Raw genomic sequence first — 25911 nt, 5'->3', positions numbered from 1 at the left:
AAAGGAAAAAGGTAAGGAGATTTTATTATGTCAGCAATTAATATAACAAACGCAAGAAAGGAACTCTATAATTTGGTGGAGGACGTTAATCTCTATAGTGAACCAACTTTAATTGTAAGTAAGAAAGGTAATGCGGTTCTGATATCGGAAAGTGATTGGAATGCAATTCAGGAGACGATTTATCTTAATTCCATTCCAGGTATGGTTGAGTCCATAAAAGAAGGAATGGATACGGCAATAGAGGATTGCGTGCCAGAAGAAGATGTAGAGTGGTAAAAATATGTACCGAATAGTTTACACTAAACAGGCAGTAAAAGACATTAAGAATTTGAAAAGTGTACATCTTGATGAAAAAGCAAAAAAACTAATAGAAGTTATTAAAGAGAATCCATTTCAAAATCCACCTCCATATGAGGAATTACTTGGTAATTTACAAGGTGTATATTCAAGAAGAATAAATATTCAGCATAGATTGGTATATCAAGTGTATAATGAGCCGATTATAGCTGGTGAAATTGAGTATAATGGAACGATAAAGATTATCAGAATGTGGACACATTATGATAAAGTAAGATAAAAATAATCAACAGAATTAAGGTGACCCAATATGATAAACGAAAAAGAAATAATGCCCTTTAATTTCTTCAAATATGGTGGCATATACACCGGTGGGCATAATGGTATGAGATATAAGATTGAGCGTACAGGCGAAAAGCCAGATTATGTACTTAATGTACTAATCTGGCAGGGTCCGTATGCCTCAACGGCGATGAAGGAAGAAGATATTACAGCTAAGGAATTTGAATATTCAGAAGAAGGCAGGAGTAGTGCAATTCAGTGGATACAAGATATGTATGATACTAATATTGACCGCTGGGAAAATGCACCATCAATTAATCAGGTAAAGTCAACCTTGGAATAGATTATTATATAGATTAAGCAGGATAATAGTATATTTGCACACAAAGAAAATGTACTGTTAAGGGTGAGTGCGGTTACACAAGATAACAGGCTTGTTATTAATCTAAGTGTTATATTAGATGATGTAACTGCAATAATACTTAAGCTTAATGGAGTAATTATATTATTTATGATATCTGGCTTAAAATGATATATTTTGTAAAGCTTGATATAATGCAGGGCACACACTAATATATTGCTGATTATAAGTCCGTAGATATATCCGGATATGCCAATTCCGGGAACGAGCAGTATTAATGAGGCTATTCTTATAGCGAGACCAGTTATGCTGTATGCACAGGTTCTTGCAGTCATATTAAGGCCGTTTAATATGCTTGCAAGGCTTGTTCTGACATATAGAAATGGACATATACAGGCAAGCATAATGGTATAATTGTATACACTGGGTTCGTGAAACAGTGTTGCTCCAAGTCTGCCAATGTATAATATAAATAGCACACAGCTCATTATACCAAGGTGCATACATATATTCACGGACTGGTGCAGAGTTGTGATTACACTGGAACTACGTTGTACAGAGTTGTCTTCTGACACTTTAGGAAGAAGCATAACAGACATTGAGTTGGTTATGGCAGAAGGAAAGAGGAGCAGTGGAAGTGTCATTCCAGATATAATTCCATAAGTGCTGACAGCATTTTCTTTTGACAGGCCATATATAATAAGCTGGGCTGGGATTAATATTGCCTCAGCACTTTCAAACAGGTGCAAAAGGAGGCTGTTTAAGTTGAGCGGGAGAGCATATAGTGCAATAACTCTGATGTAAGAGGTTTTGCATGCTGAACAGCTATTGTTATTTCTAATAATTTTATTATTCTTATTATTCTTATTATTTTGTTTGTTGTTTACATAGACACATCCAATGCAGAATATATCTGCACAGACTTCACCTGCGATATTACCATATAAAGCATCAGGTACAGTTAAAGTTTCCAGATTTTCAGAAATCAGGTGATAATAGATTATCACACTGAATATTCGTATTAATTGCTCGATTATCTGTGATATTGCGGGAATAAATGTCTTTTTACAGCCGTAATAATAACCGCATATACAGCTGTGTATTGCGGATAAGGGAATACCAATTGCGATTATTTGGATAAGTGGAGCACAATCGGCGTTAAACATAAGTTTATCGGCTATTTCATATGAAAATGTGGCACATACCGCAGAAAATATACAGGATAACGGAAAACTCATTAAAAGACCACCAAGGAGTACATTGATATTTCCGTGTGTCTGTGCTGTGTATTTGGAAATTGCAGAATTAAAGCCACACATACATACAGAAAATGCAATTCCACATAAGGGAAGAACTAATTGCAGCATTCCCATTCCGTATGAGCCAATGTGTGAATTAAGAAAAATGCGGTAATAAAATCCAAGGATGCGGCATAGAAGTCCAGCGATTGTAAGGATGATAGTTCCTTTGATTACAGGAGTATATAGTAGTTGTCTGCCTGATTTGCTGCTCATAATTAAGAAAAGGCTCCGTTGTCTTTATTAACATAGTATGCAGCTTTTGAATATAATATTAATAAGTAATACAGTGGATTGTGAACTTAAATATTGACTGTATGGAAAGAGGGAAAAGCTGGGAGGAGGCATATGTTATATCTTGATAATGCGGCGACAACGCCTATGAGTTTGCCGGTGTGTAAGGCTATGTGGCAGTATATGATAAATGATTATGGAAATCCATCGTCAATATATGAATGTGGAAGAAATAATAAAAGGGCAGTTGAAGAAGCGAGGGCAAATATAGCCGGACTGATAGGCACAGAGGCTGATAATATATATTTTACATCTGGCGGAACTGAGAGCGATAACTGGGCATTAGAGGCAGCGGTTGCAGGAAAGCACGGTGGAACTATTATAGTAAGTGGAATTGAACACCCTGCAATATTAAATAAATGCAGAGATTTAGAGAAACGTGGGTATAATATAGAATATTTAAGATGCACATCGGATGGCATAATTGATATTGAGGATTTAAGAAGAAAGATAAAAGATGATACTTTGCTTATATCGGTTATGCTTGTTAATAATGAGATAGGAACAATACAGCCATTAATGCAGGTTAGTGCGGTGGCATCAGAATACGGTATTCCTGTTCATACAGATGCGGTTGCGGCATTTGGACATATTGATATTGATGTTCATAAGCTTGGAGTATCTATGCTCAGCGTGAGTGCACATAAAATATGCGGACCTAAAGGTGTTGGATTTTTGTATACAGACAGGGAGCTTGAGCCGTTAATATATGGAGGCGGACAGGAGAAAAATATGCGTTCCGGTACAGAAAATGTTGCTGGAATAATCGGACTTGCAACAGCTGCGGATATTGCTGTTAATACACTGCATTACAGAATGGAAAAAGAGTGGAATATACAAAGATATATGGCAGAGCGGATAGTTAATGAAATCCCGTATACAAGCATTAATGGCAATATGACAGGCAGGGTATCAGGAAATATTAATATCTGTTTTAAAGGTATAAGTGCAGGTGAACTTGTGCTTCTTTTGGATAAACAGGGCATATGCGTATCCTCTGGTTCAGCGTGTCACGGCAATCACGGCGGACCTTCGCACGTATTAAAGGCTATAGGAAAGACTGATGAAGAAAGCCTTGCTTCAATAAGACTTACATTTAATCATACATTAAATCGAAATCAGGCTGATTACTGCATTGATTGTATTAAGAAAAATGTTGCAGCATTACGGGAAATTAAAAATGATTAAAATAAATCTTGGAACTATAAAAAATAATGCACTTTACAAAAAGTGAAAAATATATCAAAGGATTAATATAATATCAGCCCATAAGGTATGAAAGAAAAATCCATACTGAGGGGCTGATATATGCTGTAAATTAATGCTGCAGATGCAGTGGCAGATACTTGGTCTTTTCAGATATTAATAAACATATATGGAGCAATCAGTCTACAGAAAAGCTGGTGATGATAACCCTTATGTGCTTATATAGATACGAATTCAGGCTTTCTTTCCTTGAATATAGTATAATAGTTAAATCCTGTATTTTTAAGCATATCAGTGATTATTTCATAGGAATATGCAATATGGCAGGCTTTATGGGCATCAGAACCTGTTGTTATAATCTCGCCGCCAAGTGAGCGGTACATTTTTACTATATCAAGGCAGGGATTAGGATTTTTAAGTCCGTATTTAAGTCCTGCGGTATTGATTTCAATGCCTTTGCCCTTGTCAATAAGAAGTCTTAGGATTGTATCGAAATAATCATAATAATCTTTCCAGTTATAATCATTATCCTGATCAGGAGCATATCTTACAATATAATCAAGATGTCCGTATACATCAAAGTTATCGCAAGTTTTAATGCAGTCGGTTATTGCTTCATAATATCTGCTTATTGCATCTTTTACGGACACATTATCCCAGAATTCAGGATAATAAGGGTCGTTGCCATATACAAGATGTGATGAACCAATTATAAAATCAAGTCTGCCAGTAGGGTCGTAGTTGTTGATTTTATCTTTAGCAGAAGAAAGAAGTCCCTGTTCGACACCAATTCCAATAAAAATATCATTTTTATAACGCTCTTTTAATTCAAGCAGTTCGTCTGTATATTTGTCATAATCAAGGGCAAATACAACATTTCCGTCCTCTAAAGGGTAATCGTAGTCGTTGTGTTCTGTAAAACATATGCTTTTTAACTGCATATTGATGGCATTTTTGATTATATTCTCAGGAGTTTCGGTTGAATCAGACGAAAAATGCGAGTGAAGATGCCAGTCTGAAAGTTCAGGATAAGTTCTCATATATGTCTTCTCCATTTCATAAGTAAAATTAGATTGTTATTATGTGGGCTGCTAAACAATCACGATGTATAAGTGAGCAGTAAAGATTATTCTGATACTCACATCATATTTATAATTATTATATTGTTGATTATAGCATTATTAGTTTGAAAATGGTACTAAAGCCCTTGAAAATATTTGAATTGATTGTTATTATGTAAACGTATTTTTACATTCTTTACACAAAATGCACAATTTCTTTACTTTTATTAAGTATAGATAAATCTTTATTAACAGATAATTAGTATGTGCAGGACAGGAGAAAAAAGTGAATATTGAGTTAGTTGGCAATTTGTTTATGTTTGCAGGCGGCATCGGTATGTTCTTATATGGAATGAACATAATGGCAGATGGTATGCAAAAGTCAGCGGGAAGCAAGATGAAACAGCTCATAGGCTATCTTACAAGGAACAGATTATTAGCTGTTCTTGTTGGAGCATTTATAACAGCCATAATTCAGAGTAGTGGCGCGACAACAGTTATGGTTGTTGGATTTGTTAATGCTGGTCTTATGACACTTGTACAGGCTGTAGGAGTTATAATGGGTGCTAACATTGGTACAACCATAACAGCATGGATTGTATCTTTAGGACAGCTCGGAGATGCTGTCAAAGTGTTAAAGCCATCATTTTATGCACCTCTGCTTGTAGGAATCGGTGCAATTCTTGTATTGTTTAGTAAGAAGCCTAAAAAGAAAATGGCAGGAGAGATAGTTGTAGGTATCGGACTTTTATTCTTAGGACTTGATTTTATGTCAGAGTCGATATCTCCATATACAGATGCACCTATTTTTTCAAAAGCGTTTGAAGTAGTAGGAAGTAATCCATTATTGGGCATTGCAATTGGTATTGTAGTAACAGCAATTCTACAAAGCTCTTCTGCATCAGTAGGTATATTACAGACACTCGCAATTAATGGAGTGGTTACTACCAATGCGGCAGTATTTATTACGTTGGGGCAGAATATAGGTTCGTGTGTAACTGCAATTATATCAAGTGCTGGTACAACAAGGAATGCAAAGAGAGCAGCTTGTATGCATCTTTTATTTAATGTTGCGGGAGCAGTTATATTTGGAACAGGTGCTTTTATATTATTTATGTTTAAACCTGCGTTAGCTGTGCATAATATAACAAGTGTGGAAATATCTATATTCCATACGTTCTTTAACATAATATGTACAACTATAATGATGCCATTTGGAAGTCTGCTTGTTAAACTTTCAGGCATAATTATAAGAGAGAAGACTGAAGATGAAGAAAATGCTTCATTAGAGGCAAGCGACAGTTATGCGGCAGAGTTATCAAGACATTTTGACAGCAGAATATTAGAACAGCCATCAGTAGCGGTTGACAGGGCACTCAGCGAAGTTATCATAATGGGCAATCTGTCACTGGATAATATAAAATATTCGGTAAGTGCTGTTATGAACAATGATCAGGATATGATAGATAAAGTCATAGAGACGGAACACAAGGTTGACCTCTATGAAAAGTATCTTACAGAATATCTCATAAAAGTTAATAATCTTTCCATAACGGAAGAACAGCATTTACTTATTAATGATTTATTCCATGCGATTATTGATATTGAGAGAGTGTCAGACCATGCAGAGAATATGTCTGATCTTGCCAAATACAAGATAGATAATGAAATAATATTCTCCCAGCATGGAATGGAAGAACTCAAGAAGTTATCTGAAAAGGTTATTGTCTGTTTCTCAGAGGCAATTAAAGCCAGGGAAAAGTTCAGCAGGGTTGCAGCAGATAATGTATGCCGTATAGAAGACGAGGTTGATGATTTAGAAGAAGAATTAAGAAATAAACATATCGAGAGATTATCTTCTGGATTATGTAAGCCATCTAATGGCGTTGTATTCCTTGATATTTTGTCTAATCTTGAGAGAATGTCAGATCACGCTAATAATCTTGCGGACTGTGTGTTAGCAGAGATAAAAGAGAAAAAATAAGCTGATTAGTGAGTTTCAGAACAGACTAGATATAATAAGATTAATGGAATATGGTAAAAAGTTTAATTTGAATGGCGAAATATACAATAATTTGTAAAAAATAGGAATTAACACTTGATATTTTAAATTGTTTTATGTAGAATACAATGTAGTTGATTTTTTATTAACAATCTTTATATTAGGAGGATTTATTTTTATGTCAGTAAAAGTTGCGATTAATGGTTTTGGACGTATCGGTAGACTTGCATTCAGACAGATGTTCGGTGCAGAAGGATACGAAGTAGTTGCTATCAACGATTTAACAAGCCCTAAGATGTTAGCTCATCTTTTAAAGTATGATTCATCACAGGGAAGATATGTTGATTTCGGTGAGGAAGATCAGGTAACAGCTGATGATGAAGCAGGTACAATTACAGTAAAGGGTAAGACAATTAAGATCTACAAAGAGCCAGATGCTAACAACTGCCCATGGGGAGATCTTGATGTTGACGTAGTTCTTGAGTGCTCAGGTTTCTATACATCAAAGGCTAAGGCTCAGGCTCATATCAATGCAGGTGCTAAGAAGGTTGTTATCTCAGCTCCAGCTGGTAACGATTTAAAGACAATCGTTTACAATGTTAACCACGAAACACTTACAGCAGATGATCAGATTATCTCAGCTGCTTCTTGTACAACTAACTGCTTAGCTCCTATGGCTAAGGCTCTTAATGACTGTGCAACAATCGAATCAGGTATTATGTGCACAATTCACGCTTACACAGGTGACCAGATGATACTTGATGGACCTCAGAGAAAGGGTGATTTAAGAAGATCAAGAGCTGGTGCTTGCAACATCGTTCCTAACTCAACAGGTGCTGCTAAGGCTATCGGTCTTGTTATCCCAGAACTTAATGGAAAGCTTATTGGAGCTGCTCAGAGAGTTCCTACACCTACAGGTTCTACAACAATCCTTAACGCTGTTGTAGCTAAGAAGGTTACTGTTGATGAAGTTAATGCTGCTATGAAGGCTGCTGCTACAGAAAGCTTTGGTTACAATGAAGAACTTATCGTATCAAGTGATATCGTTGGAATGAGATTTGGTTCATTATTCGATGCTACACAGACAATGGTTAACGAACTTCCAAACGGTGGCTGCCAGGTTCAGGTAGTTTCTTGGTATGATAACGAGAACTCATACACAAGCCAGATGGTTAGAACAATTAAGTACTTCGCTGAATTAAGCAAGTAATTATAATATACATTGACCATTAAGGGTTAATTTATTTAACTTGTAATAATACCGGAGATGAGAATTCATTCTCCGGTATTTTGATAAGTATGTTAAGACTGTCCTGATGTATGGCGGGACAGAACAGGCATACCTGGGTTGTTTACAGGTCACTGTCAATAAGCTAGTAATGATAATTTGGAGGATATAGATATGCTTAATAAGAAGTCAGTTGATGATATCAACGTTAATGGCAAAAGAGTTTTATGCAGATGTGATTTTAATGTACCATTAGATGGTGATAAGATTACAGATGAAACACGTCTTGTTGCTGCACTTCCAACAATAAAGAAGTTAATAGCTGATGGAGGAAAGGTTATTCTTTGCTCACATCTTGGTAAGCCAAAGGGAGCTGATAAGGCATTTTCATTAGCACCAGTTGCTAAAAGACTTTCAGAGCTTCTTGGACAGGAAGTTAAGTTCGCTGCTGATGATACAGTAGTTGGTGACAATGCAAGAGCTGCTGTTGAAGCTATGAATAATGGAGATGTTATTCTTCTTGAGAATACACGTTTCAGAGCAGAAGAGACAAAGAATGGTGATGAATTCTCTAAGGATTTAGCTTCAATCGCTGATGTATTTGTTAATGATGCTTTCGGTACAGCACACAGAGCACACTGCTCTAACGTAGGTGTAACAAAGTATGTTGATACAGCAGTAGTTGGTTACCTTATGCAGAAAGAAATAGATTTCCTTGGAAATGCTGTTAATAATCCAGTAAGGCCTTTCGTAGCTATTCTTGGTGGTTCAAAGGTGTCTTCAAAGATTTCTGTTATTAACAACCTTCTTGATAAGGTTGATACACTTATTATCGGTGGCGGTATGTCATACACATTCCAGAAGGCTCATGGTGGTCACGTTGGACAGTCATTAGTTGAAGAAGATTATCTTGACTATGCTAAGGAAATGATGGCTAAGGCTGAAGCTAAGGGTGTTAAGATGCTTATTCCTGTTGATACAGTAGTAACAAAGGAATTCAAGAACGATACTCCTTTCCATGTAGTTGAAGCTGGATGCCAGGAAGATGATGATATGGGTATGGATATCGGACCTAAGACTTGTGAGCTTTACAAGGATGCTCTTAAGGATGCCAAGACAGTAGTATGGAATGGACCTATGGGTGTATTTGAATTCCCTAACTTTGCAAAGGGAACTATTGCTGTTGCAGAAGAATTAGCTCAGCTTACAGATGCTACTACAATTATCGGTGGTGGTGATTCAGCAGCCGCAGTTAATAACCTTGGTTTCGGTGATAAGATGACACATATTTCAACAGGTGGCGGTGCTTCACTTGAATTCCTTGAAGGTAAGGAACTCCCAGGTGTAGTAGCAGCTAATGACAAATAGAGTGTTTACTGACATAAACATATAGCTTTGATTGGTTAATTGACAGTTAATTCAGTCGGGCAATACACAAAAGGAGCTGTATATTGATATATACGGCTCCTTTTGTTTGAAAATAATCATAAAACTAAGCTTGTCTTAATACAATATGTTGTATATATAAAATACTTAGGTACATACATTGTATTTATTTTAAATATTTGCATTATTAGTGGCTTTTTATAAATTTGTATGATATAATTTTTTTATTAAAATAACTGAGCTGGTAATAATGATGAATAAGCTAATCAGTTATATTGTATGGAGGCGTGATTGTAGTATGAGGAAGAAGATAGTTGCGGGAAACTGGAAAATGAATATGACACCAAAGGAAGCAGTATCGCTTGTATGTGAGCTTCGTGATAAGTTCTCTAATCGTGATGTTGATGTAGTGTTTTGTGTTCCATCAATAGACATTATACCAGTTGTAGACGCAGTCAAAGGAACAGATATTAAGGTTGGTGCCGAGAATATGCACTATGAAGAAAAAGGTGCATATACGGGTGAGATTTCACCAGGAATGTTAAAAGAGGCTGGTGTTGATTATGTTATAGTTGGACATTCAGAAAGAAGACAATATTTTGGTGAAGATGATGAGTGCATCAACCGCAAAGTAAGAAAAGCAATTGAATATGGATTGACACCTATTATATGCTGTGGTGAGACTATCCAGCAGAGAGAAGAAGGCATAACATTGGATTTCATTAATAAGCAGATTGACGCAGCATTTTTACAGGTGTCAGCTAAAGATGCTATGAAGTGTGTTATTGCATATGAACCTATATGGGCTATTGGAACAGGCAGGGTTGCTACATCAGCTCAGGCTCAGGAAGTATGTGAGGCTATAAGATTAGATATAAGGAAGTTATATGGAGAAGAAGCAGCTTCTTCAATAAGAATTCTTTATGGAGGTTCTGTTAATGCTGGTAATGCTGCAGAATTATTCAGGCAGCCTGATATAGATGGCGGTCTTGTAGGCGGTGCAAGTCTTAAGCCGGATTTTTGTGAAATTGTTAATTACAATATATAATAAGATACATAGTAAGCCATATACGGAAGTAATTCTAGGTATGGCTTATTGCTTTTTAATATAATTATAATTATTCTAAATTGCAAATTAGTAATAAGTATGCTATCATACAACAGGAATAATTAGAGAGAATATTAAAGATATTGCTATCTTAGAAAAGAGGAAAATAATATGAGTAAGAAACCAGTTGTATTAATGGTACTTGATGGTTATGGTTTAAGTGATAGAACAGAGGGTAATGCAATAGCTATGGCTAATACTCCTGTTATGGATAAGTTAATGAAAGAATATCCATTTGTTAAGGGTAACGCATCTGGACTTTATGTAGGTCTTCCAGATGGTCAGATGGGTAATTCAGAAGTTGGACATATGAATATTGGTGCTGGCAGGATTATATATCAGGATCTTACAAGAATAACAAAGGCTATAGAAGACGGAGAGTTCTATAAGAATGAAGAACTTCTTGCTGCTATGGAGAATTGCAAGAAGAATAATTCCGATTTACATCTTTTCGGACTTTTATCAGATGGTGGTGTTCATAGCCACATTTCACATATATATGGTTTACTTGAGATGGCTAAGAAGAATGGAGTTTCTAATGTATATGTACACGCTTTCCTTGATGGACGTGATACACCTCCAGCTTCAGCTAAAGATTTTGTAGCCAGGCTTGAAGACAAGATGGCAGAGATTGGTGTTGGTAAAGTAGCTTCTTTAGCGGGAAGATACTATGCTATGGATAGAGATAATAACTGGGACAGAGTAAAGGAAGCATATCTTTCACTTACAACAGGTGAAGGAAAGTCAGCAGATAATGCAGTTAAGGCACTTGAAGAGTCTTATGCGGCAGATGTTACAGATGAATTCGTTGTTCCTACAGTAATAACAGAGAATGGCAAGCCACTTTCAGTTGTTAAGCCTGACGATTCAGTAATATTCTTTAACTTCCGTCCAGATAGAGCAAGAGAGATGACAAGAGCTTTCTGTGATGATAAGTTTACAGGTTTTGAAAGAGAATATATTCCAACTACATTTGTATGCTTCAAGGATTATGATGAATCAATCCCTAACAAGTTAGTTGCATTCAAGAAAGAAGAAATCAAGAATACATTTGGCGAATTCCTTGCTAATAATGGCAAGAAGCAGCTTCGTCTTGCTGAGACAGAGAAGTATGCACATGTAACATTTTTCTTTAATGGTGGTGTTGAAGATCCTAATGTAGATGAGTTCAGACTTCTTGTTAACTCACCTAAGGATGTCCCAACATATGACCTTAAGCCAGAGATGAGTGCTCCAGAGGTTGGTATGGATTTAGTTGAGGCAATTAAGTCAGATAAGTATGATGTTATCGTAATCAACTTCGCGAACCCTGATATGGTTGGTCACACAGGTGTTATTCCGGCAGCAGTTAAGGCTGTAGAAAAGGTAGATGAGCTTGTTGGCAAGGCTGTACAGGCTGTTAAGGATGTTGACGGAGTATTATTCATATGTGCTGACCATGGTAACGCAGAGAAGATGATAGATTATGAAACAGGTGCACCACATACAGCACATACAACTAATCCAGTTCCATTTATTCTTGTCAATTATGATGAAGCATATACACTTAGAGAAGGTGGAAGACTTTGTGATATAGCTCCAACTCTTATTGAGATTATGGGAATGGAGAAGCCGGCAGAGATGACAGGAGAATCACTTCTTATTAAGAAATAATTCATAGATAGGATTATATAGTGCACAGATGGACAATTAGTTATAGATATTAGTTGCACATTTAATATTTATTTGTTATAATCAATTCATTGTGATTATTGCAATAGGAGGTTTGATATATGTTTGGTATGTCATGGGCTGATACATTAAGAATAGTCTTAATGGGTATATTTATATTAGTATGTATATTTTTAACAATAGTAGTTCTTATGCAGGAAAGTAAACAGAATGGTTTATCAGGTGCTATTAGTGGTGCTGCTGATACTTACTGGGGTAAGAATAAAGGTCGTTCAATGGAAGGTAAGCTTGTAACTATTACTAAAGTTCTTGCTGTATTATTCGTTGTAATAGCTATTATTTTAAATATTAATTTCTAATTGATAACATTAACGCTCTTAAGATATAGTATCTTAAGGGCGTTTTTGTGTAATAAATATTAAATATATATTATATTGCAGATTGATGTTGAATTATAGTAATGGAATGGAGGAAACTATGAAAAGTAGTGTTTTCAAGGAAAGAAGGAAAAACCTTGCTGATTTGATACTCAATAATGAATTATATGTTCCTATGAAGACAAAGGAGATAGCAATTCTTCTTGGTATTCCTAAAGAATTAAGACACGAACTTCAGGAGGTTCTTGATTCTTTAGTTGCAGACGGAACTATAGGTGTAAGCAAGAAGGGGAAATATATGAAGCCTGATAATGTTGCACTTGTAGGAACATTTGAGAGTACAAGCAGGGGATTTGGTTTTGTTGTTGTAGATGGGCAGGATGATGATATATTTGTCAAAGCAAGTGATACTAAGGATGCTTTTTATCACGACAAAGTTAAAGTTGTAATTACAGCACAGAAGAATGGTGATAGAAGACGTGAAGGTAAGATAATAGAGATATTAGACCACGAAGTTAAGACTTTGGTTGGAACATATCAGAAGAATAAGAATTTTGGATTTGTTGTGCCTGATAACCAGAAGATTGGCTGTGATATATTCGTATCTAAGGAACACGAAATAGGAGCGGTTACAGGCAGTAAAGTAGTAGTTAAGATAAGCAGCTACGGCAGTGCAAGAAAGAATCCTGAGGGTAAGATAATTGAAGTAATCGGACATATGGATGATCCGGGAACAGACATTTTATCAATAGTAAAAGCCTATGACCTGCCAGAAGAATTTCCAGATAGTGTTAAGAAGGAATTAAAGGGCATACCAGATGAGGTTGATGGCAATGATATAGCAGGCAGGACGGATCTGCGAGATGTTGTTATGGTGACAATAGACGGCGAGGATTCTAAGGATTTAGATGATGCAGTATCATTAACTAAAGAAAATGATATATATCATCTTGGCGTGCATATTGCTGATGTAAGTCATTATGTTAAAGAGGGCAGTCCACTTGATAAGGAAGCTCTTAAGAGAGGAACAAGCGTGTATCTGGTTGACAGGGTTATTCCTATGATACCGCACCAGCTTTCCAATGGAATATGTTCGTTGAATGAAGGATGTGACAGACTGGCATTAAGCTGTCTTATGGATATAGATATGAAAGGTAACATAATAGGCCATAAGATATGCGAGTCAGTTATCAATGTAAATAGAAGAATGACTTATACATCTGTTAAAAAGATACTTGAAGATAATGATAAAGAAGAATGTGCAAAGTACAGTGAGCTTGTAGATATGTTTAAGCTTATGCAGGAATGTGCTGATATATTAAGAAAGAAAAGATTTAAGAGAGGTTCAATAGATTTTGACTTTCCTGAATCTAAGATTATTCTTGATAAAGATGGACGGCCTGTAGATATTAAGCCATATGACAGAAATGTAGCAACTAAGCTTATAGAAGATTTTATGCTTGCTGCTAATGAGACAGTAGCAGAAGATTATTTCTGGCAGGAAGTACCATTTCTTTATAGAACACACGAAAATCCTGACCCGGAAAAGATATTAAAATTATCTACATTTATTAATAATTTTGGATATTCAATGCATATAACTGATGAAATTCATCCTAAAGAATTACAGAAGCTTCTTGAAAAAATAGCGGGAAGTGACGAGGAAAATCTTATAAGCAGACTTACATTAAGGTCTATGAAGAAGGCTAAGTATACAGCGGAATGTATTGGACATTTCGGACTTGCGGCAAAATATTACTGCCATTTTACTTCGCCAATAAGAAGATATCCGGATTTGCAAATTCATAGAATAATTAAAGAATGTCTTCATGGAGGAATGAGTGAGAAGCGAAAGCTTCATTATGATAAAATCCTTCCAGATGTTGCAGAACAGGCGAGTGCAACTGAACGCCGTGCAGATGAGGCAGAAAGAGATACTGATAAGCTGAAAATGGTTCAGTATATGAGTGCACATATCGGAGAGTATTTTGATGGTGTAATATCAGGAGTAACGAATTGGGGTATATATGTTGAACTTCCTAATACAATAGAAGGAATGGTTTCTGTCAATAATATGCGTGGTTACTATGTATTTGATGAAAATCATTACGAGATGTTTAATGAAACAACTCATCAGACATATAAGCTTGGACAGAAAGTCAGGGTTGTTGTTGTTGATACTAATGCAATATCAAGAACGATAGATTTTATGTTTGCACAGGATTATGAAGAATAGTAAGCAATTAAGTAATTAGATAATGGAGGATATGTATGGGCAAAGACAGTGCAAGCGGCAACAGATTAATTGCCAACAACAAGAAAGCGTATTTTGATTACTTTATAGAAGATAAGCTTGAAGCAGGGCTTGAACTTTGTGGAACTGAGGTTAAGTCAATAAGACAGGGGAAATGTTCTATCAAAGAGTCGTATATACAGATAATTAATGGGGAAGTATTTGCCATTAATATGAATATCACACCTTATGAAAAAGGTAATATTTTCAATAAAGACCCATTAAGACCTAAGAAGCTGCTTCTTCATAAAAGTGAGATTAATAAGCTTGCAGGACAGCTTTCTACCAAGGGCTATACACTTGTGCCATTGCAGGTTTATCTGAAATATGGCAAGGTTAAAATGCAGATAGGTCTTGCAAAAGGTAAGAAGAATTACGATAAGAGAGATTCAATAGCGAAGAAAGACCAGCAGCGGGAGGCAGCTAAGGACTTTAAGATTAGAAATCTGGGGTAGGTTTTGAATGGTTAGATTGCAATGATGAGGGTGTTCGGCTGGTAAAGGCAAAACTTTTAAGGTGAGCACTTTTGTGCTCATCTTATCATAATTTATAAAAAAATTAATTTTTTATTTATAAGAATATATTGACTTTAAGTGGTATATAATGTTATATATTATATGGTCGTTAAAGACTATAATTTAATATATGGGCTTGTAAAGGTTTCGACAGGGGTTTTGAAACTGGTGAAGCTATCCGTATGCAATGCGTTAAATGGCAAACTTAAATATAAACGCTGAAGATAATTTAGCATACGCTGCCTAAGTTGCAGCAGTCTGACCTAGAGCACTCACACTTTAGGATCCAGGCTTCGAATATGTGAGAAACGACATAGCTTAAGCTTTGCGGTTATGGACGTATTATGAAGCTACTAAGTGCATAAGGGTGTTAGTTCCCGTATGCATAAGGGAATGTCAAATAACTGACTATGATAGTAGAAGAACAGCGGATGGGCTTTTGGACAGGGGTTCGACTCCCCTCAGGTCCACTTAGCAACTTTTCGATTTTTATATTAACAAAAGAATATGTCATTATAAAAATTTCTTATAAAAATCAGAGCAATTTTTATTTGACTTTTTAAAAAATAAGAAATATAATATCTAACAAACGAGTAGCAGACTAGCGTAAATCCAGTTTTGCTACTCTTTTTTTGTGCGTAATTATACGCATTTTAATAATTATATAATTGTCATTAAAAAGTGTGTAGCTTATCAGCGTAAGTCCAGCTTACGGTATAAATACACACTTTTTTTATGCAGAAAAAGGAGGATTTTGATGGCAGAAAGTAACAGAATGAGAGAAATGCCAGTAAATAGGCTTATGGTACAGATGGGTATACCAATGATTTTATCAATGGCATTACAGGCGGTTTACAATATTGTAGACAGTGCATTCGTTGGAAATATGAAAGTTGGAAGTGAAGCGGCACTTAATGCACTGACATTGGTATTTCCTGTTCAAATGCTTATGGTGGCAATAGGAATTGGAACAGGTGTAGGAACAAATGCACTTCTTGCAAGAACGCTTGGACAAGGTAATAACAAGAAAGCTGCCAAGATTGCAGGAAACAGTCTGTTTCTTGGAGTAATTATTTATGCGGTATGTTTATTATTTGGTGTTTTTGGGGTGAAAGCATATATTTCTTCACAGACTGTTGATACAGAAGTTATTTTGATGGGAGTAAGCTATCTTAGAATATGTTGTGTTATTTCCTTTGGAATTATATTCTTTTCGTTGTTTGAGAAATTATTGCAGGCAACAGGACGTTCACTTTATTCCACAATAGGACAGGTAGTTGGGGCAGTTGTAAATATTGTTCTGGACCCAATTATGATATATGGTATAGGACCTGTTCCGCAGATGGGAGTAAAAGGTGCTGCATATGCAACAGTTATTGGCCAGGTTGTATCGGCAGGATTATTATTTATTTTCCATATGAAATTAAATAAGGAATTTGAGCATAGTGTTAAATATATGAAACCAGATGCCGGAATTATAAAAGAAATTTATGCAATCGGACTTCCAGCGATTATAGCACAGGCTCTTATGTCTATTATGGTTTATGTTATGAATTTGAATTTGAAGTTCAATCCTTCTGCACAGACGGCATATGGACTATTTTATAAAGTTCAGCAGTTTGTATTGTTCTTAGCTTTTGGTTTAAGAGATGCAATTACACCAATAATAGCATTTGCTTATGGAATGGGAAGTAGAAAGAGAATAGAAGACGGAATAAAATATGGTCTTATATATACAATTGTACTTATGATTGCAGGGGCAGCAATTACAGAGATTTTTCCAGGTGCATTTGCAGCTTTATTTAATGCAGGGCAGTCAAGAGAATATTTCATAGGAGCAATGAGAATTATTTCAATAAGTTTTATATTTGCAGGAATAAATGTTGCGTATCAGGGAATTTATCAGGCATTAAATGGTGGAATAGAGTCACTGGTTATATCGCTTCTTAGACAGCTTATTATAATATTGCCATTGGCGGGAATATTTTCTGCTTTTGTAAGAAATGGACAGGCTGGTGTATCGCTTATCTGGTGGGCATTTCCAATAACAGAGATTATCGCTTGTCTGGCTGGATATGTATTTTTAAAGAAAATCAGAAAAAATAAAGTAGAGAAGTTAAGTGAATAAATTCATAAAATGGATTAGTCTGTGACAAATCTGAAATAAGAAAAATTTTAATTGAATGAGGAGGCTTACATATGGCAAATAAAATTATTACAATCAGCAGGGAGTTTGGAAGCGGTGGACGATTTATCGGAGAAGAAGTCGCTAAGAAGCTGGGAATGAAATATTATGATAAAGATATAATCAGCCAGATAGCAGAAAAGTTGGGATTTTCAAAAGAGTATATCAGTCAGAATGCAGAACTATCACCTAAAAAAGGGTTGTTTGCATATGCACTTACAGGACGTGATACAACAGGAAAATCAGTAGAAGATATGGTGTATGAGGCTCAGAGAAAAGTAATTCTTGAAATAGCAGAAAATGATAGCTGTGTAATTATAGGAAGAAATGCTGATTATATATTAAAAGACAGGACGGATGTTATTAATATTTTTATACACGCAGATATGCCTGAAAAAGTAAAGAGAATATGCAGATTATATAATGTCACAGAAACTGAGGCTGTAGCGATGACAGCAGATATTGATAAAAGACGTATGACTAACTATCGTTATTATACAGACCAGAAGTGGGGAATGGCACGAAATTACACATTGACATTAAATAGTTCACAGCTAGGGTATGATATGTGTGAGAAGATTATAATGGAATGTGCACAGCAGTAGATTTTTATATGTAGTGATAAGATTTAATAGTTGAATTGATTGCATTTGTGTGCTGATTATTTTATTATTAATGCAAAGCAATTTACAATTCCTGCGAGGAGTTTAAATACTTTGACTAAAGGCAATTATTATAGAATTGGAGGAATATATTATGTCCGCAGATAAGACTAATGTTATGAGAAGTCTTGACCAGAAGAAGATTAAATATAAAGTACACGAATATAAGGAGTCAGGTGCAGTAAGCGGTGTGGAAGTTGCGGCGGCACTTGGACAAGACCCTAAGAGAGCATTTAAGACACTTGTTACAATAGGCAAGAGCGGCAATCATTACGTGTTTATGGTTCCTGTAGCAGAAGAACTCGACCTTAAGAAAGCTGCCAAATGTGTAGGTGAGAAGAATATTGAGATGATAAAGTCAAAGGAGCTGCTTTTGCTTACAGGTTATATTCACGGTGGCTGTTCACCGGTTGGTATGAAGAAGTTCTTTAGAACTGTTATAGATAAGAGTGTGCTTGATATTGAAGATACAATATTTTTCAGTGCTGGAAAGATAGGATTTCAGATAGAAACCGATTACAGCGAATTAAAGAAAGTGATAAAGATAGAAGAAGATGATATTACTGTTGAATAGGAGGTCTGCATATGGACAAGGAAGTCAAGAAGCATATGGTTGGCGGGTATGAGTTTAATACTAAAGAAGATGCCCAGTTGGCCAAAGATGAACTTAATGCTATTAAATATGTGTCGGCAAAGACTAATACGAAAGATCCTAAGCAGGTATATAATCTTTATAATAAAATAATAGAACGTAAATTATTCTCGACACAGATAGGAATGAATTACCTTAAGCAGTTACAGACATTTTTATACAAGAGCAGTGAGATACCTAATGACAAAATCCAGCCTATCCCGATAAATGCGGATACACAGGAAGCACTCGACAAACGAAAGGAACAGATAGAATTTAAGAGTGAACTAAGAAATCTGTCTATTCAGGTAGCAAAATACAGGAATAATTTCATAAGGGCTATGGTATTAAATATTATTCTTGTTATAGTAATTATTGCGATGTTTGTAATATTAAAGACAAGTTCTAACCCTAATATATTAAATTATGAGGTCACTATCCAGAACAGGTATGCCCAGTGGCAGCAGGAATTGCAGTCGGAAGAGGAGTCTTTAAAGGCAAGGGAGCAGGAACTTAACAATAAAAAGAGGTAATTAAAAAGCAGTAAACACATTTTCTTAACATTAAGGACACATTTTTAACATAATTATTATTTAATATACAATAAAGAGTGGCAAAATGTGCTTTAGCTTTTGCTTTATATAATATTATAGAAGTTATATAGACATATTTAAAGTAATTATTAACACGGATTGGAGTATACAATGGATAATATTAAAGTATTAATGGTTGATGATGAAAGCAGAATGCGTAAGCTTGTAAGTGATTTCCTTACAAGAAAAGGATATATAGTTATTGAAGCTGGTGACGGAGAGGAAGCACTTGACAGATTTTATGCGGATAAGGATATATCACTTGTTATTCTTGACGTTATGATGCCTAAGATGAATGGCTGGGATGTATGCAGGGAGATTAGAAAGAATTCTAAAGTGCCTATTATTATGCTTACAGCTAAGAGCGATGAATCAAGCGAATTAAATGGATTTGAATGTGGTGCAGATGAATATATAGCAAAGCCTTTCAGTCCTAAGATTCTTACAGCAAGAGTTGATGCGCTTATTAGAAGAAGTTACAGCATTGATAGCAGTGAGGTGACAGATGTAGGTGGAATTATTATTGATAAAGCCGCACATATTGTTAAGATTGACGGACAGGAGATTGATTTAAGCTTTAAGGAATTTGAACTGCTTACATATTTTGTTGATAATAAAGGTCTTGCATTATCAAGGGAGAAGATACTTAATAACGTATGGAATTATGACTATTTTGGAGATGCTAGAACAATAGATACCCACGTTAAGAAGCTTAGAAAGAAGCTAGGAGATAAGGGTGATTATATTAAGACTATATGGGGAATGGGATACAAGTTTGAAATTTAACTTAGTATTAGCTGAGGAATACCAAGATGAATAAACATTCGATTAAATTTAAAATAACGCTGCTGATTGGTGGAATGATATGTGTTCTTATAGTTCTTCTTCTTGTATTTAATATAATATTTTCAGAAAAGTTCTATATGGAAGATAAACAGCAGGAGATGTTGAACGCATATAGTTCAGTAAATGATGCGTGTATACAATATTCAGATGATAGTATTTCAGAAACAGATTTACGGAATAATCTTGAACAGATATCGACCTCTAAGGGCATATCTATGATTATAGTAAATAGTGACTGGACGACTTTTTATGTAAGCACTCACGGAGATGAGATGCTTCTGGAAAGATTGAAAAAGAGTATATTTAATAATGATATTTTCCAGAATATACCATCTAAGAGTAATAGTGATTCATCTAACACAGACGGAAGCACTGATAATAATGGTACTTCTTCTGATAGCAGGAATGGCCAGAACAGCGGAAGTGGCACAGATGATAATAATATGAAAAATGATTTTGGTGATTTGTCAGATAGTGATAAGTCAGCATTATTTGGTGGTAATTCTGATAACAATGGTGATAAGAAGACACCTCCGGAAAAGATTATCGATATGTCAGGCAACGGAGCTAACGAGGTCAGGGAGATTATACTTGAGAATGATAAATATACAGTTCAGGAAGTATATGACAGTCGTCTGTTAGATGACTATATCGAATTATGGGGAACATTGGATAATGGTGATTTTATTCTTATAAGGACTCCTATACAGAGTGTCAAAGATAACGTGCACATTTCTAATACGCTTATAACTTATGTTGGTATAGGAACACTTCTTATAGGTGTTGTTGCGGCATTTGTGTTATCCTCATATATCTCACGTCCTATAAAGCAGCTTTCTGATATAGCAGAGAGAATGTCTAACCTTGATTTTGAGGCACATTATGAGGGCGATGATAAAGGTGAGATAGGACTTTTGGGAGATAGTATGAATAATATGTCCCATAAGCTTGAGGAGAATATTTCACAGCTTAAGGCTGCCAACCTTGAACTCCAAAGAGATATTGATAAGAAGGAAAAGCTTGAGCAGATGAGAACAGATTTCTTATCAAATGTATCACACGAATTAAAAACACCTATAGCACTTATTCAGGGCTATGCAGAGGGGCTTAAGGAAGGCATTACAGATGATCCGGAGAGTATGGATTTCTACTGTGATGTTATTATAGATGAAGCCAACAAGATGAATAATATGGTGAAGAGACTTCTTACGCTTAACCAGATTGAATTTGGTGAAGATGAGCTTGTTATGGAAAGATTCGATATTAATGAGCTTGTAAAGTCAGTAGCCGCCGCTAATGAATTAAGGGCTTCACAGAAGGAACTAACAATACAGACATTTATGAGTGAAGAACCTCTTTATGTATGGGCAGATGAATATAAGGTTGAAGAGGTGATAACTAATTATATCTCTAATGCAATTAATCACTGCTGTAATGAGAACATCATTAAAGTGAATGTTGAACAGATTGATAAAGATAATGTAAGGGTTACTGTATACAATTCTGGAAAGAATATACCCGAGGAGGATATTGAACATATATGGGAGAAGTTCTATAAGGTAGATAAAGCCAGAACAAGAGAGTATGGCGGTAACGGAATAGGGCTTTCAATTGTTAAGGCGATTGTTGAATCTATGGGTAAGCAATGCGGTGTGAGAAATGTTTCTGATGGAGTTGAGTTCTGGTTTGACCTTGATTGCAAATTATGATAGAATTCATATAGTTGAATTGAATTGTGGTGCGTATTAGAGGAACGCAGGAATGGAGATTATATGAAGAAGATAGCTATAGCTGTCTTGTCAGCAGTATGTGTATTTGCGCTGGCAGGTTGTGCTGATGATGTAACAATGGACAATGAACAGAATGATATTGTAGCTGAATACATAGCAGGTACTCTGCTTAGACATTCCTATGCTAATGAATGGAAGTATTCTAAGCTTAGTAATCCAACATTTAATAAGTCAGGACAGAGTACAACAACTACTGGAAAGAATAATACTACTGGTACAACAGCAGCTAACAAGCAGACAACAACAGCCGTGGGACAGACAGGTACGACAAGTACAACAGGAACAACTCAGGCAGGTATTAAGGCGGCAAGCATTACTGAAGCCTTAGGTCTTAGTGGTGTTACTGTTAGCTATAAGAAGGTATCGGTAGGTAACAGATATCCAACAGATGCATATGCTGTATGTGTTCCGGCAGATAGCGGCTGTAAGGTAGTAGCAGTTGAGTTTACAATTAAGAATACAGGTTCAGCGGTATATAATGCAACAACTAAGTCAGCTAATGTCACAATGAAGCTTAGTGCAGGAAGTGGCACTTACACACAGTATAAGTCAATGTTAAAGAATGATATATGTAATCTTGATAAGGTTACAATCAATGCAGGAGAGGAATATACAGCGGCAGCAGTATTTCAGGTTTCAACAACAGATGCCGGAGCTTCTGGTATGAAGCTTGAAGTGTTATCTGGAACACAGCAGGTAGAAACAATTAATTTACAGTAATATAAAAAGTATCGGAGAGGCAGATCCTGTCCGATACTTTTTTCATTTTATCTGAAATCTTTTCCTAATACATTTTCTTTAGTATACATAGCAGCTTCATCTGCTGTCAGGATATGTGCAAATGAAGCTCTTTCATTAGGCTTGTAGCCCTCACCATATCCGTTGTATTCAGCGTAAAATGTTGTTTCGTGTGCTTCAGGCTTATTCCAGTCATGAAAACCTGAGCCAGCAATCTGAGAGGAATATTTACAGTTTATTAATACGGTCTTTGCGTGTATTCTCCAAGGTCTGCTTAAATAACATGTTCCATCTGGACAGTTGCCAGTGAAATTGCAATTTTCAAATACATAGCCATATTTCTGGCCTTCATATGTAGAAGGTGCGGTATAATAACTGTTGATTTCCTTATTGCGGTTTAAGGCATATAATGTACAATTCTTAAAATATGCAGTAGCACTTCCGAAGATGAAATCAATCTCACCGCTTATAAAGCAGTCTTCATATAATTGTCTTGACAGAATTCTTGGTGCGAATTCTGTAGGACCTGTAAATCCGCCCGGCTGTTTTTCTTTAAGAGGGAGAGGACCGGTAAAGAGAGTGTCCTGATGACCAAGTAGTTTGCAGTTTTTGAAAGTAATATTATCCCCTTCCGCATATACAGCGATAGCTTGTCCAACCTCAGTACCAAAGCCTGATGAATTCACGAAGGTAATATTATAGGCGTGGAAGTTATTGGCGTGTACAAAGAAAGTATAAGACCTGAAGGTACCACGTTTGGTGTTATCAGGCATAGTCATTAATGCGTAATAGTCTTTGGTTATAATTACGTTATCCATAGACTCACCAATAAGAGTTATATTATTGTGTGTAATCTCAACACGCTCGTTATAAGTACCATTTTTAATAAAAATTGTCTCTGATACTGTTGAGCTGCTTATAGCATCAACAGCTTCCTGAATAGATGTATAGTCACCTGTATTATCTTTTGAAACAGTAATCATATAAGCCTCCATAAATTTTATTAGGTTTACATCTGATGAAATATAGTAAATGCAAAACCTATGTGCTATTATATCATTTTTTTCTTAAGTTAAAATGCTTTTATAGACATAAATATAAAAAAATTGTATACTGATTGATAAAATAAAAAGGTGTATTAAAGGATAAGTGTAAAATGATTAGAATAGTTGAAGATGTAAAAGATGTAAATATATATTTGGGACTGCGTGATAAAGTGGGCTGGATAAAACTTACAAAAGCTCAGGCACAGGAAGCACTTAATAACAGCGTGAAAGTGTTTACTGTATTTGATGATGACAAGCCTATAGGAATGGGAAGGGTTGTTGGAGATAAGGCAGTTATAAGCTATATTCAGGATTTGATAGTGATACCGGAATATCAGGGGAAGCATATCGGAAGTGAACTTATAGAACATATTATAGCGTATGTTAAGTCTATAACAATGGAGGACTCAAGAATGATGTTATGTCTTATGTGTGCCAAGGGACGTGAGATATTCTATGAAAAGCATAATTTTATTGCAAGACCGACAGAGGCGTTAGGACCGGGAATGATTCAGTATATATATTCAGAACAATAAAGCTTGACAATACATAAAAACAATTGTAAACTAAACTGGAATTGAGGTTAACAATCAACCTTAAATCTTTTATGAGGAAGGTAAAGACAAGTGAAAGAGAAGAAGTTTACAGTTTATCAGTTATGTTTTATGGCACTTATGGCGGCAGTTACATGCATATTAGCACCATTATCAATACCTATAGGGCCTATTCCAATATCACTTACTAATCTTGTGGTATATTTTACAGTATATGTGATTGGCCTTAAAGCAGGAACATGCAGTTATTGTTTATATGTGTTATTAGGAGTTGTTGGTCTTCCTGTATTTTCAGGATATGTAGGAGGTCCAGCTAAGATTGCAGGACCAACAGGTGGATATATTGTTGGATTTGTGTTGATGGCACTTATAGGTGGATATGTAATTGAGAAGACTAATCGTAATATGGTTCTTGTTATAATTGCGTGGATAGTTGGAACAATGGTTGATTACGCATTAGGAACAGCATGGTTTGCCTATGTACAGCATTGTACAGTGGGTTACGCACTTAAGGTATGTGTGTATCCATTTATTGTATTTGATCTTATTAAGATAGTAGCAGCTACATTTCTCGGAAAGGCGGTGCGATATGCACTTGTTAAAGCAGGGTTATTATCTAATGATAAGGTAGTAAGCGGGGTAACAGCATAATTTGTTATATATACAGACAACTAATAAAAAGCAGCTTTTCTACAGATAGGAAAGCTGCTTTTTATTAGCGATAAAGATGTGCTGATGTACACATCAATATCCGTATTAATAAATTAAATTGATTGATAATAATCCTGTAGAGCTTATTAAATTAAGCAAGTAAAGTCTTAACGTATTCAGCAATCTTTTCGTCCTTGCAGTTAGCAAAGAAGAGTTCCTGGAACTTTTCTCCAGCTACAGCACCCTTAACAAGATCCTGGTCAAGGTTCTTAAGAACACTGATTAAATCCTGATTAAGAGTAACCTTTCTTACTTCATCAAGAATCTTCTTATTTCTCTGTTCTGGAACAACTCTTTCCTTAGGATAACCACCACCTGGTTCGCCTTCAAATAACTTTTCAAAAATGTATGTAAGGTTTAATTCAGCACCCCAGCCAAATCCCTTAGCGAATGGAAGAGCGATTGCATTACCATCGTTAATCTGCATAAACATATATGCATCTGAAGGGTCAACAACGTGTCCACAAAGAACATTAGGGAATGAGTTAAGTGCAAGCATAGCACCTTCACCAGTACCACAGCCTGTTACTACAAAATCACAAGCACCTGAGTTAAGAAGGATAGCAGCTAATATACCATTCTGTACATATGTAAGCTGAGCTTTGTCATCAGCAGAATACATACCATAGTTGTCTACTGTATGTCCCTTGCTTTCAGCTACTTTCTTAAGATTAGAGTAAATTAAATCATTCTTTGCAGCCTGACTGTTTTCGTTAATTAAAGCGATTCTCATTATTAAAAACCTCATCTTTCCTGATATTATTCCGATTATTACG

Annotated in this window: 26 protein-coding genes and 1 other RNA gene; 24 read left to right on the top strand and 3 right to left on the bottom strand. The window is 35.7% G+C overall.

Translation table 11 applies throughout. The features are described 5' to 3' along the window. The first annotated feature begins 27 nt into the window (after positions 1 to 27). From WMO42_RS11655 to WMO42_RS11630, 6 genes are all read left to right on the top strand, one after another. Positions 28 to 276 carry a type II toxin-antitoxin system Phd/YefM family antitoxin gene (locus WMO42_RS11655; protein ID WP_055174270.1) on the top strand — a complete coding sequence of 83 codons (249 nt, stop codon included), beginning with the start codon at positions 28 to 30 and terminating at the stop codon, positions 274 to 276. A 4-nt stretch (positions 277 to 280) separates the two neighbouring features. Further along, positions 281 to 577: a Txe/YoeB family addiction module toxin gene (locus WMO42_RS11650; protein ID WP_022502221.1), complete on the top strand. Its 297-nt coding sequence runs from the start codon at positions 281 to 283 to the stop codon at positions 575 to 577. 105 nt (positions 578 to 682) lie between these two features. Then, on the top strand, positions 683 to 922 hold the full coding sequence (locus tag WMO42_RS11645; protein WP_242858672.1) for a hypothetical protein: 240 nt from the start codon (positions 683 to 685) through the stop codon (positions 920 to 922). A 267-nt stretch (positions 923 to 1189) separates the two neighbouring features. Further along, the gene (locus WMO42_RS11640) at positions 1190 to 1354 is read left to right on the top strand and encodes a hypothetical protein (protein ID WP_242854097.1); all 165 of its coding nucleotides are present in this window, start codon (positions 1190 to 1192) and stop codon (positions 1352 to 1354) included. A gap of 117 nt (positions 1355 to 1471) precedes the next feature. Then, positions 1472 to 1603: a hypothetical protein gene (locus WMO42_RS11635; protein ID WP_349192334.1), complete on the top strand. Its 132-nt coding sequence runs from the start codon at positions 1472 to 1474 to the stop codon at positions 1601 to 1603. A gap of 983 nt (positions 1604 to 2586) precedes the next feature. Then, the gene (locus tag WMO42_RS11630) at positions 2587 to 3720 is read left to right on the top strand and encodes a cysteine desulfurase family protein (RefSeq protein ID WP_022502218.1); all 1134 of its coding nucleotides are present in this window, start codon (positions 2587 to 2589) and stop codon (positions 3718 to 3720) included. 236 nt (positions 3721 to 3956) lie between these two features. Here WMO42_RS11630 and WMO42_RS11625 read toward each other — a convergent pair whose 3' ends face one another. Continuing rightward, positions 3957 to 4778, bottom strand: a complete 822-nt coding sequence (locus WMO42_RS11625; protein ID WP_022502217.1) for a histidinol-phosphatase HisJ family protein — start codon at positions 4776 to 4778, stop codon at positions 3957 to 3959. 307 nt (positions 4779 to 5085) lie between these two features. On the opposite strand from WMO42_RS11625, the gene WMO42_RS11620 reads away from it, so the two are divergent. From WMO42_RS11620 to WMO42_RS11545, 16 genes are all read left to right on the top strand, one after another. After that, positions 5086 to 6783, top strand: a complete 1698-nt coding sequence (locus tag WMO42_RS11620) for a Na/Pi cotransporter family protein (protein WP_055174275.1) — start codon at positions 5086 to 5088, stop codon at positions 6781 to 6783. A 196-nt stretch (positions 6784 to 6979) separates the two neighbouring features. Continuing rightward, positions 6980 to 8011, top strand: a complete 1032-nt coding sequence (gap, locus tag WMO42_RS11615) for a type I glyceraldehyde-3-phosphate dehydrogenase (RefSeq protein WP_055174276.1) — start codon at positions 6980 to 6982, stop codon at positions 8009 to 8011. A 192-nt stretch (positions 8012 to 8203) separates the two neighbouring features. Continuing rightward, on the top strand, positions 8204 to 9397 hold the full coding sequence (locus WMO42_RS11610; protein ID WP_055307142.1) for a phosphoglycerate kinase: 1194 nt from the start codon (positions 8204 to 8206) through the stop codon (positions 9395 to 9397). A gap of 316 nt (positions 9398 to 9713) precedes the next feature. Next, positions 9714 to 10463: a triose-phosphate isomerase gene (gene tpiA, locus WMO42_RS11605; RefSeq protein WP_022502211.1), complete on the top strand. Its 750-nt coding sequence runs from the start codon at positions 9714 to 9716 to the stop codon at positions 10461 to 10463. 171 nt (positions 10464 to 10634) lie between these two features. Then, complete coding sequence (gene gpmI / locus WMO42_RS11600) at positions 10635 to 12176, top strand: 2,3-bisphosphoglycerate-independent phosphoglycerate mutase (RefSeq protein ID WP_022502210.1); 1542 nt, start codon at positions 10635 to 10637, stop codon at positions 12174 to 12176. A gap of 119 nt (positions 12177 to 12295) precedes the next feature. Then, positions 12296 to 12553 carry a preprotein translocase subunit SecG gene (gene secG / locus WMO42_RS11595; protein WP_022502209.1) on the top strand — a complete coding sequence of 86 codons (258 nt, stop codon included), beginning with the start codon at positions 12296 to 12298 and terminating at the stop codon, positions 12551 to 12553. 118 nt (positions 12554 to 12671) lie between these two features. Beyond that, a complete protein-coding gene (gene rnr, locus WMO42_RS11590) occupies positions 12672 to 14807 on the top strand; it encodes a ribonuclease R (RefSeq protein WP_349192330.1) in 2136 nt (711 codons plus the stop codon). Positions 14808 to 14842: 35 nt separating this feature from the next. After that, complete coding sequence (gene smpB, locus WMO42_RS11585; RefSeq protein WP_022502207.1) at positions 14843 to 15319, top strand: SsrA-binding protein SmpB; 477 nt, start codon at positions 14843 to 14845, stop codon at positions 15317 to 15319. A gap of 192 nt (positions 15320 to 15511) precedes the next feature. Further along, positions 15512 to 15852: a transfer-messenger RNA gene (ssrA, locus tag WMO42_RS11580) on the top strand. Positions 15853 to 16136: 284 nt separating this feature from the next. Beyond that, positions 16137 to 17507 carry an MATE family efflux transporter gene (locus WMO42_RS11575; protein WP_116443835.1) on the top strand — a complete coding sequence of 457 codons (1371 nt, stop codon included), beginning with the start codon at positions 16137 to 16139 and terminating at the stop codon, positions 17505 to 17507. 71 nt (positions 17508 to 17578) lie between these two features. Further along, positions 17579 to 18169: a cytidylate kinase-like family protein gene (locus WMO42_RS11570; protein WP_022502205.1), complete on the top strand. Its 591-nt coding sequence runs from the start codon at positions 17579 to 17581 to the stop codon at positions 18167 to 18169. 151 nt (positions 18170 to 18320) lie between these two features. Then, the gene (ybaK, locus tag WMO42_RS11565; protein WP_055174280.1) at positions 18321 to 18800 is read left to right on the top strand and encodes a Cys-tRNA(Pro) deacylase; all 480 of its coding nucleotides are present in this window, start codon (positions 18321 to 18323) and stop codon (positions 18798 to 18800) included. Between the two features lie 11 nt (positions 18801 to 18811). Beyond that, on the top strand, positions 18812 to 19390 hold the full coding sequence (locus WMO42_RS11560; protein ID WP_022502203.1) for a hypothetical protein: 579 nt from the start codon (positions 18812 to 18814) through the stop codon (positions 19388 to 19390). Between the two features lie 171 nt (positions 19391 to 19561). Further along, complete coding sequence (locus WMO42_RS11555) at positions 19562 to 20236, top strand: response regulator transcription factor (protein WP_022502202.1); 675 nt, start codon at positions 19562 to 19564, stop codon at positions 20234 to 20236. Positions 20237 to 20262: 26 nt separating this feature from the next. Continuing rightward, on the top strand, positions 20263 to 22005 hold the full coding sequence (locus WMO42_RS11550; protein ID WP_055174282.1) for an ATP-binding protein: 1743 nt from the start codon (positions 20263 to 20265) through the stop codon (positions 22003 to 22005). Positions 22006 to 22068: 63 nt separating this feature from the next. Continuing rightward, positions 22069 to 22806, top strand: coding sequence for a DUF4352 domain-containing protein (locus tag WMO42_RS11545; protein ID WP_022502200.1), 738 nt, complete (start codon positions 22069 to 22071; stop codon positions 22804 to 22806). 47 nt (positions 22807 to 22853) lie between these two features. Here the strand turns inward: WMO42_RS11545 and WMO42_RS11540 are convergent, their stop codons facing one another. Then, positions 22854 to 23807 carry a pectinesterase family protein gene (locus WMO42_RS11540; RefSeq protein WP_055174283.1) on the bottom strand — a complete coding sequence of 318 codons (954 nt, stop codon included), beginning with the start codon at positions 23805 to 23807 and terminating at the stop codon, positions 22854 to 22856. 173 nt (positions 23808 to 23980) lie between these two features. Between WMO42_RS11540 and WMO42_RS11535 the strand changes: the two genes are divergently transcribed. Continuing rightward, positions 23981 to 24406 carry a GNAT family N-acetyltransferase gene (locus WMO42_RS11535; RefSeq protein ID WP_022502198.1) on the top strand — a complete coding sequence of 142 codons (426 nt, stop codon included), beginning with the start codon at positions 23981 to 23983 and terminating at the stop codon, positions 24404 to 24406. Positions 24407 to 24535: 129 nt separating this feature from the next. Further along, on the top strand, positions 24536 to 25075 hold the full coding sequence (locus WMO42_RS11530) for a biotin transporter BioY (protein WP_055174341.1): 540 nt from the start codon (positions 24536 to 24538) through the stop codon (positions 25073 to 25075). Between the two features lie 151 nt (positions 25076 to 25226). Here WMO42_RS11530 and WMO42_RS11525 read toward each other — a convergent pair whose 3' ends face one another. Then, the gene (locus WMO42_RS11525) at positions 25227 to 25868 is read right to left on the bottom strand and encodes an RpiB/LacA/LacB family sugar-phosphate isomerase (RefSeq protein WP_022502196.1); all 642 of its coding nucleotides are present in this window, start codon (positions 25866 to 25868) and stop codon (positions 25227 to 25229) included. Positions 25869 to 25911 lie beyond the last annotated feature (43 nt).

This window comes from Lachnospira sp. CLA-JM-H23, assembly GCF_040096425.1.
Taxonomy (GTDB): domain Bacteria; phylum Bacillota; class Clostridia; order Lachnospirales; family Lachnospiraceae; genus Lachnospira; species Lachnospira rogosae.
The sequence above is the reverse complement of the archived record's forward strand: the minus strand, read 5'-3'. Positions and strand labels throughout refer to the sequence as shown.

Coding starts and splice junctions, on each gene's coding strand:
- secG (WP_022502209.1), top strand. CDS start 12,296: ATGTTTGGTATGTCATGGGCTGATACATTAAGAATAGTCTTAATGGGT.
- WMO42_RS11570 (WP_022502205.1), top strand. CDS start 17,579: ATGGCAAATAAAATTATTACAATCAGCAGGGAGTTTGGAAGCGGTGGA.
- WMO42_RS11640 (WP_242854097.1), top strand. CDS start 1,190: ATGCCAATTCCGGGAACGAGCAGTATTAATGAGGCTATTCTTATAGCG.
- WMO42_RS11525 (WP_022502196.1), bottom strand. CDS start 25,868: ATGAGAATCGCTTTAATTAACGAAAACAGTCAGGCTGCAAAGAATGAT.
- WMO42_RS11540 (WP_055174283.1), bottom strand. CDS start 23,807: ATGATTACTGTTTCAAAAGATAATACAGGTGACTATACATCTATTCAG.
- WMO42_RS11625 (WP_022502217.1), bottom strand. CDS start 4,778: ATGAGAACTTATCCTGAACTTTCAGACTGGCATCTTCACTCGCATTTT.
- smpB (WP_022502207.1), top strand. CDS start 14,843: ATGGGCAAAGACAGTGCAAGCGGCAACAGATTAATTGCCAACAACAAG.
- WMO42_RS11550 (WP_055174282.1), top strand. CDS start 20,263: ATGAATAAACATTCGATTAAATTTAAAATAACGCTGCTGATTGGTGGA.
- ybaK (WP_055174280.1), top strand. CDS start 18,321: ATGTCCGCAGATAAGACTAATGTTATGAGAAGTCTTGACCAGAAGAAG.
- WMO42_RS11555 (WP_022502202.1), top strand. CDS start 19,562: ATGGATAATATTAAAGTATTAATGGTTGATGATGAAAGCAGAATGCGT.
- WMO42_RS11530 (WP_055174341.1), top strand. CDS start 24,536: ATGGCACTTATGGCGGCAGTTACATGCATATTAGCACCATTATCAATA.
- gap (WP_055174276.1), top strand. CDS start 6,980: ATGTCAGTAAAAGTTGCGATTAATGGTTTTGGACGTATCGGTAGACTT.
- WMO42_RS11630 (WP_022502218.1), top strand. CDS start 2,587: ATGTTATATCTTGATAATGCGGCGACAACGCCTATGAGTTTGCCGGTG.
- WMO42_RS11535 (WP_022502198.1), top strand. CDS start 23,981: ATGATTAGAATAGTTGAAGATGTAAAAGATGTAAATATATATTTGGGA.
- gpmI (WP_022502210.1), top strand. CDS start 10,635: ATGAGTAAGAAACCAGTTGTATTAATGGTACTTGATGGTTATGGTTTA.
- tpiA (WP_022502211.1), top strand. CDS start 9,714: ATGAGGAAGAAGATAGTTGCGGGAAACTGGAAAATGAATATGACACCA.
- rnr (WP_349192330.1), top strand. CDS start 12,672: ATGAAAAGTAGTGTTTTCAAGGAAAGAAGGAAAAACCTTGCTGATTTG.
- WMO42_RS11655 (WP_055174270.1), top strand. CDS start 28: ATGTCAGCAATTAATATAACAAACGCAAGAAAGGAACTCTATAATTTG.
- WMO42_RS11610 (WP_055307142.1), top strand. CDS start 8,204: ATGCTTAATAAGAAGTCAGTTGATGATATCAACGTTAATGGCAAAAGA.
- WMO42_RS11645 (WP_242858672.1), top strand. CDS start 683: ATGAGATATAAGATTGAGCGTACAGGCGAAAAGCCAGATTATGTACTT.
- WMO42_RS11650 (WP_022502221.1), top strand. CDS start 281: ATGTACCGAATAGTTTACACTAAACAGGCAGTAAAAGACATTAAGAAT.
- WMO42_RS11575 (WP_116443835.1), top strand. CDS start 16,137: ATGGCAGAAAGTAACAGAATGAGAGAAATGCCAGTAAATAGGCTTATG.
- WMO42_RS11545 (WP_022502200.1), top strand. CDS start 22,069: ATGAAGAAGATAGCTATAGCTGTCTTGTCAGCAGTATGTGTATTTGCG.
- WMO42_RS11560 (WP_022502203.1), top strand. CDS start 18,812: ATGGACAAGGAAGTCAAGAAGCATATGGTTGGCGGGTATGAGTTTAAT.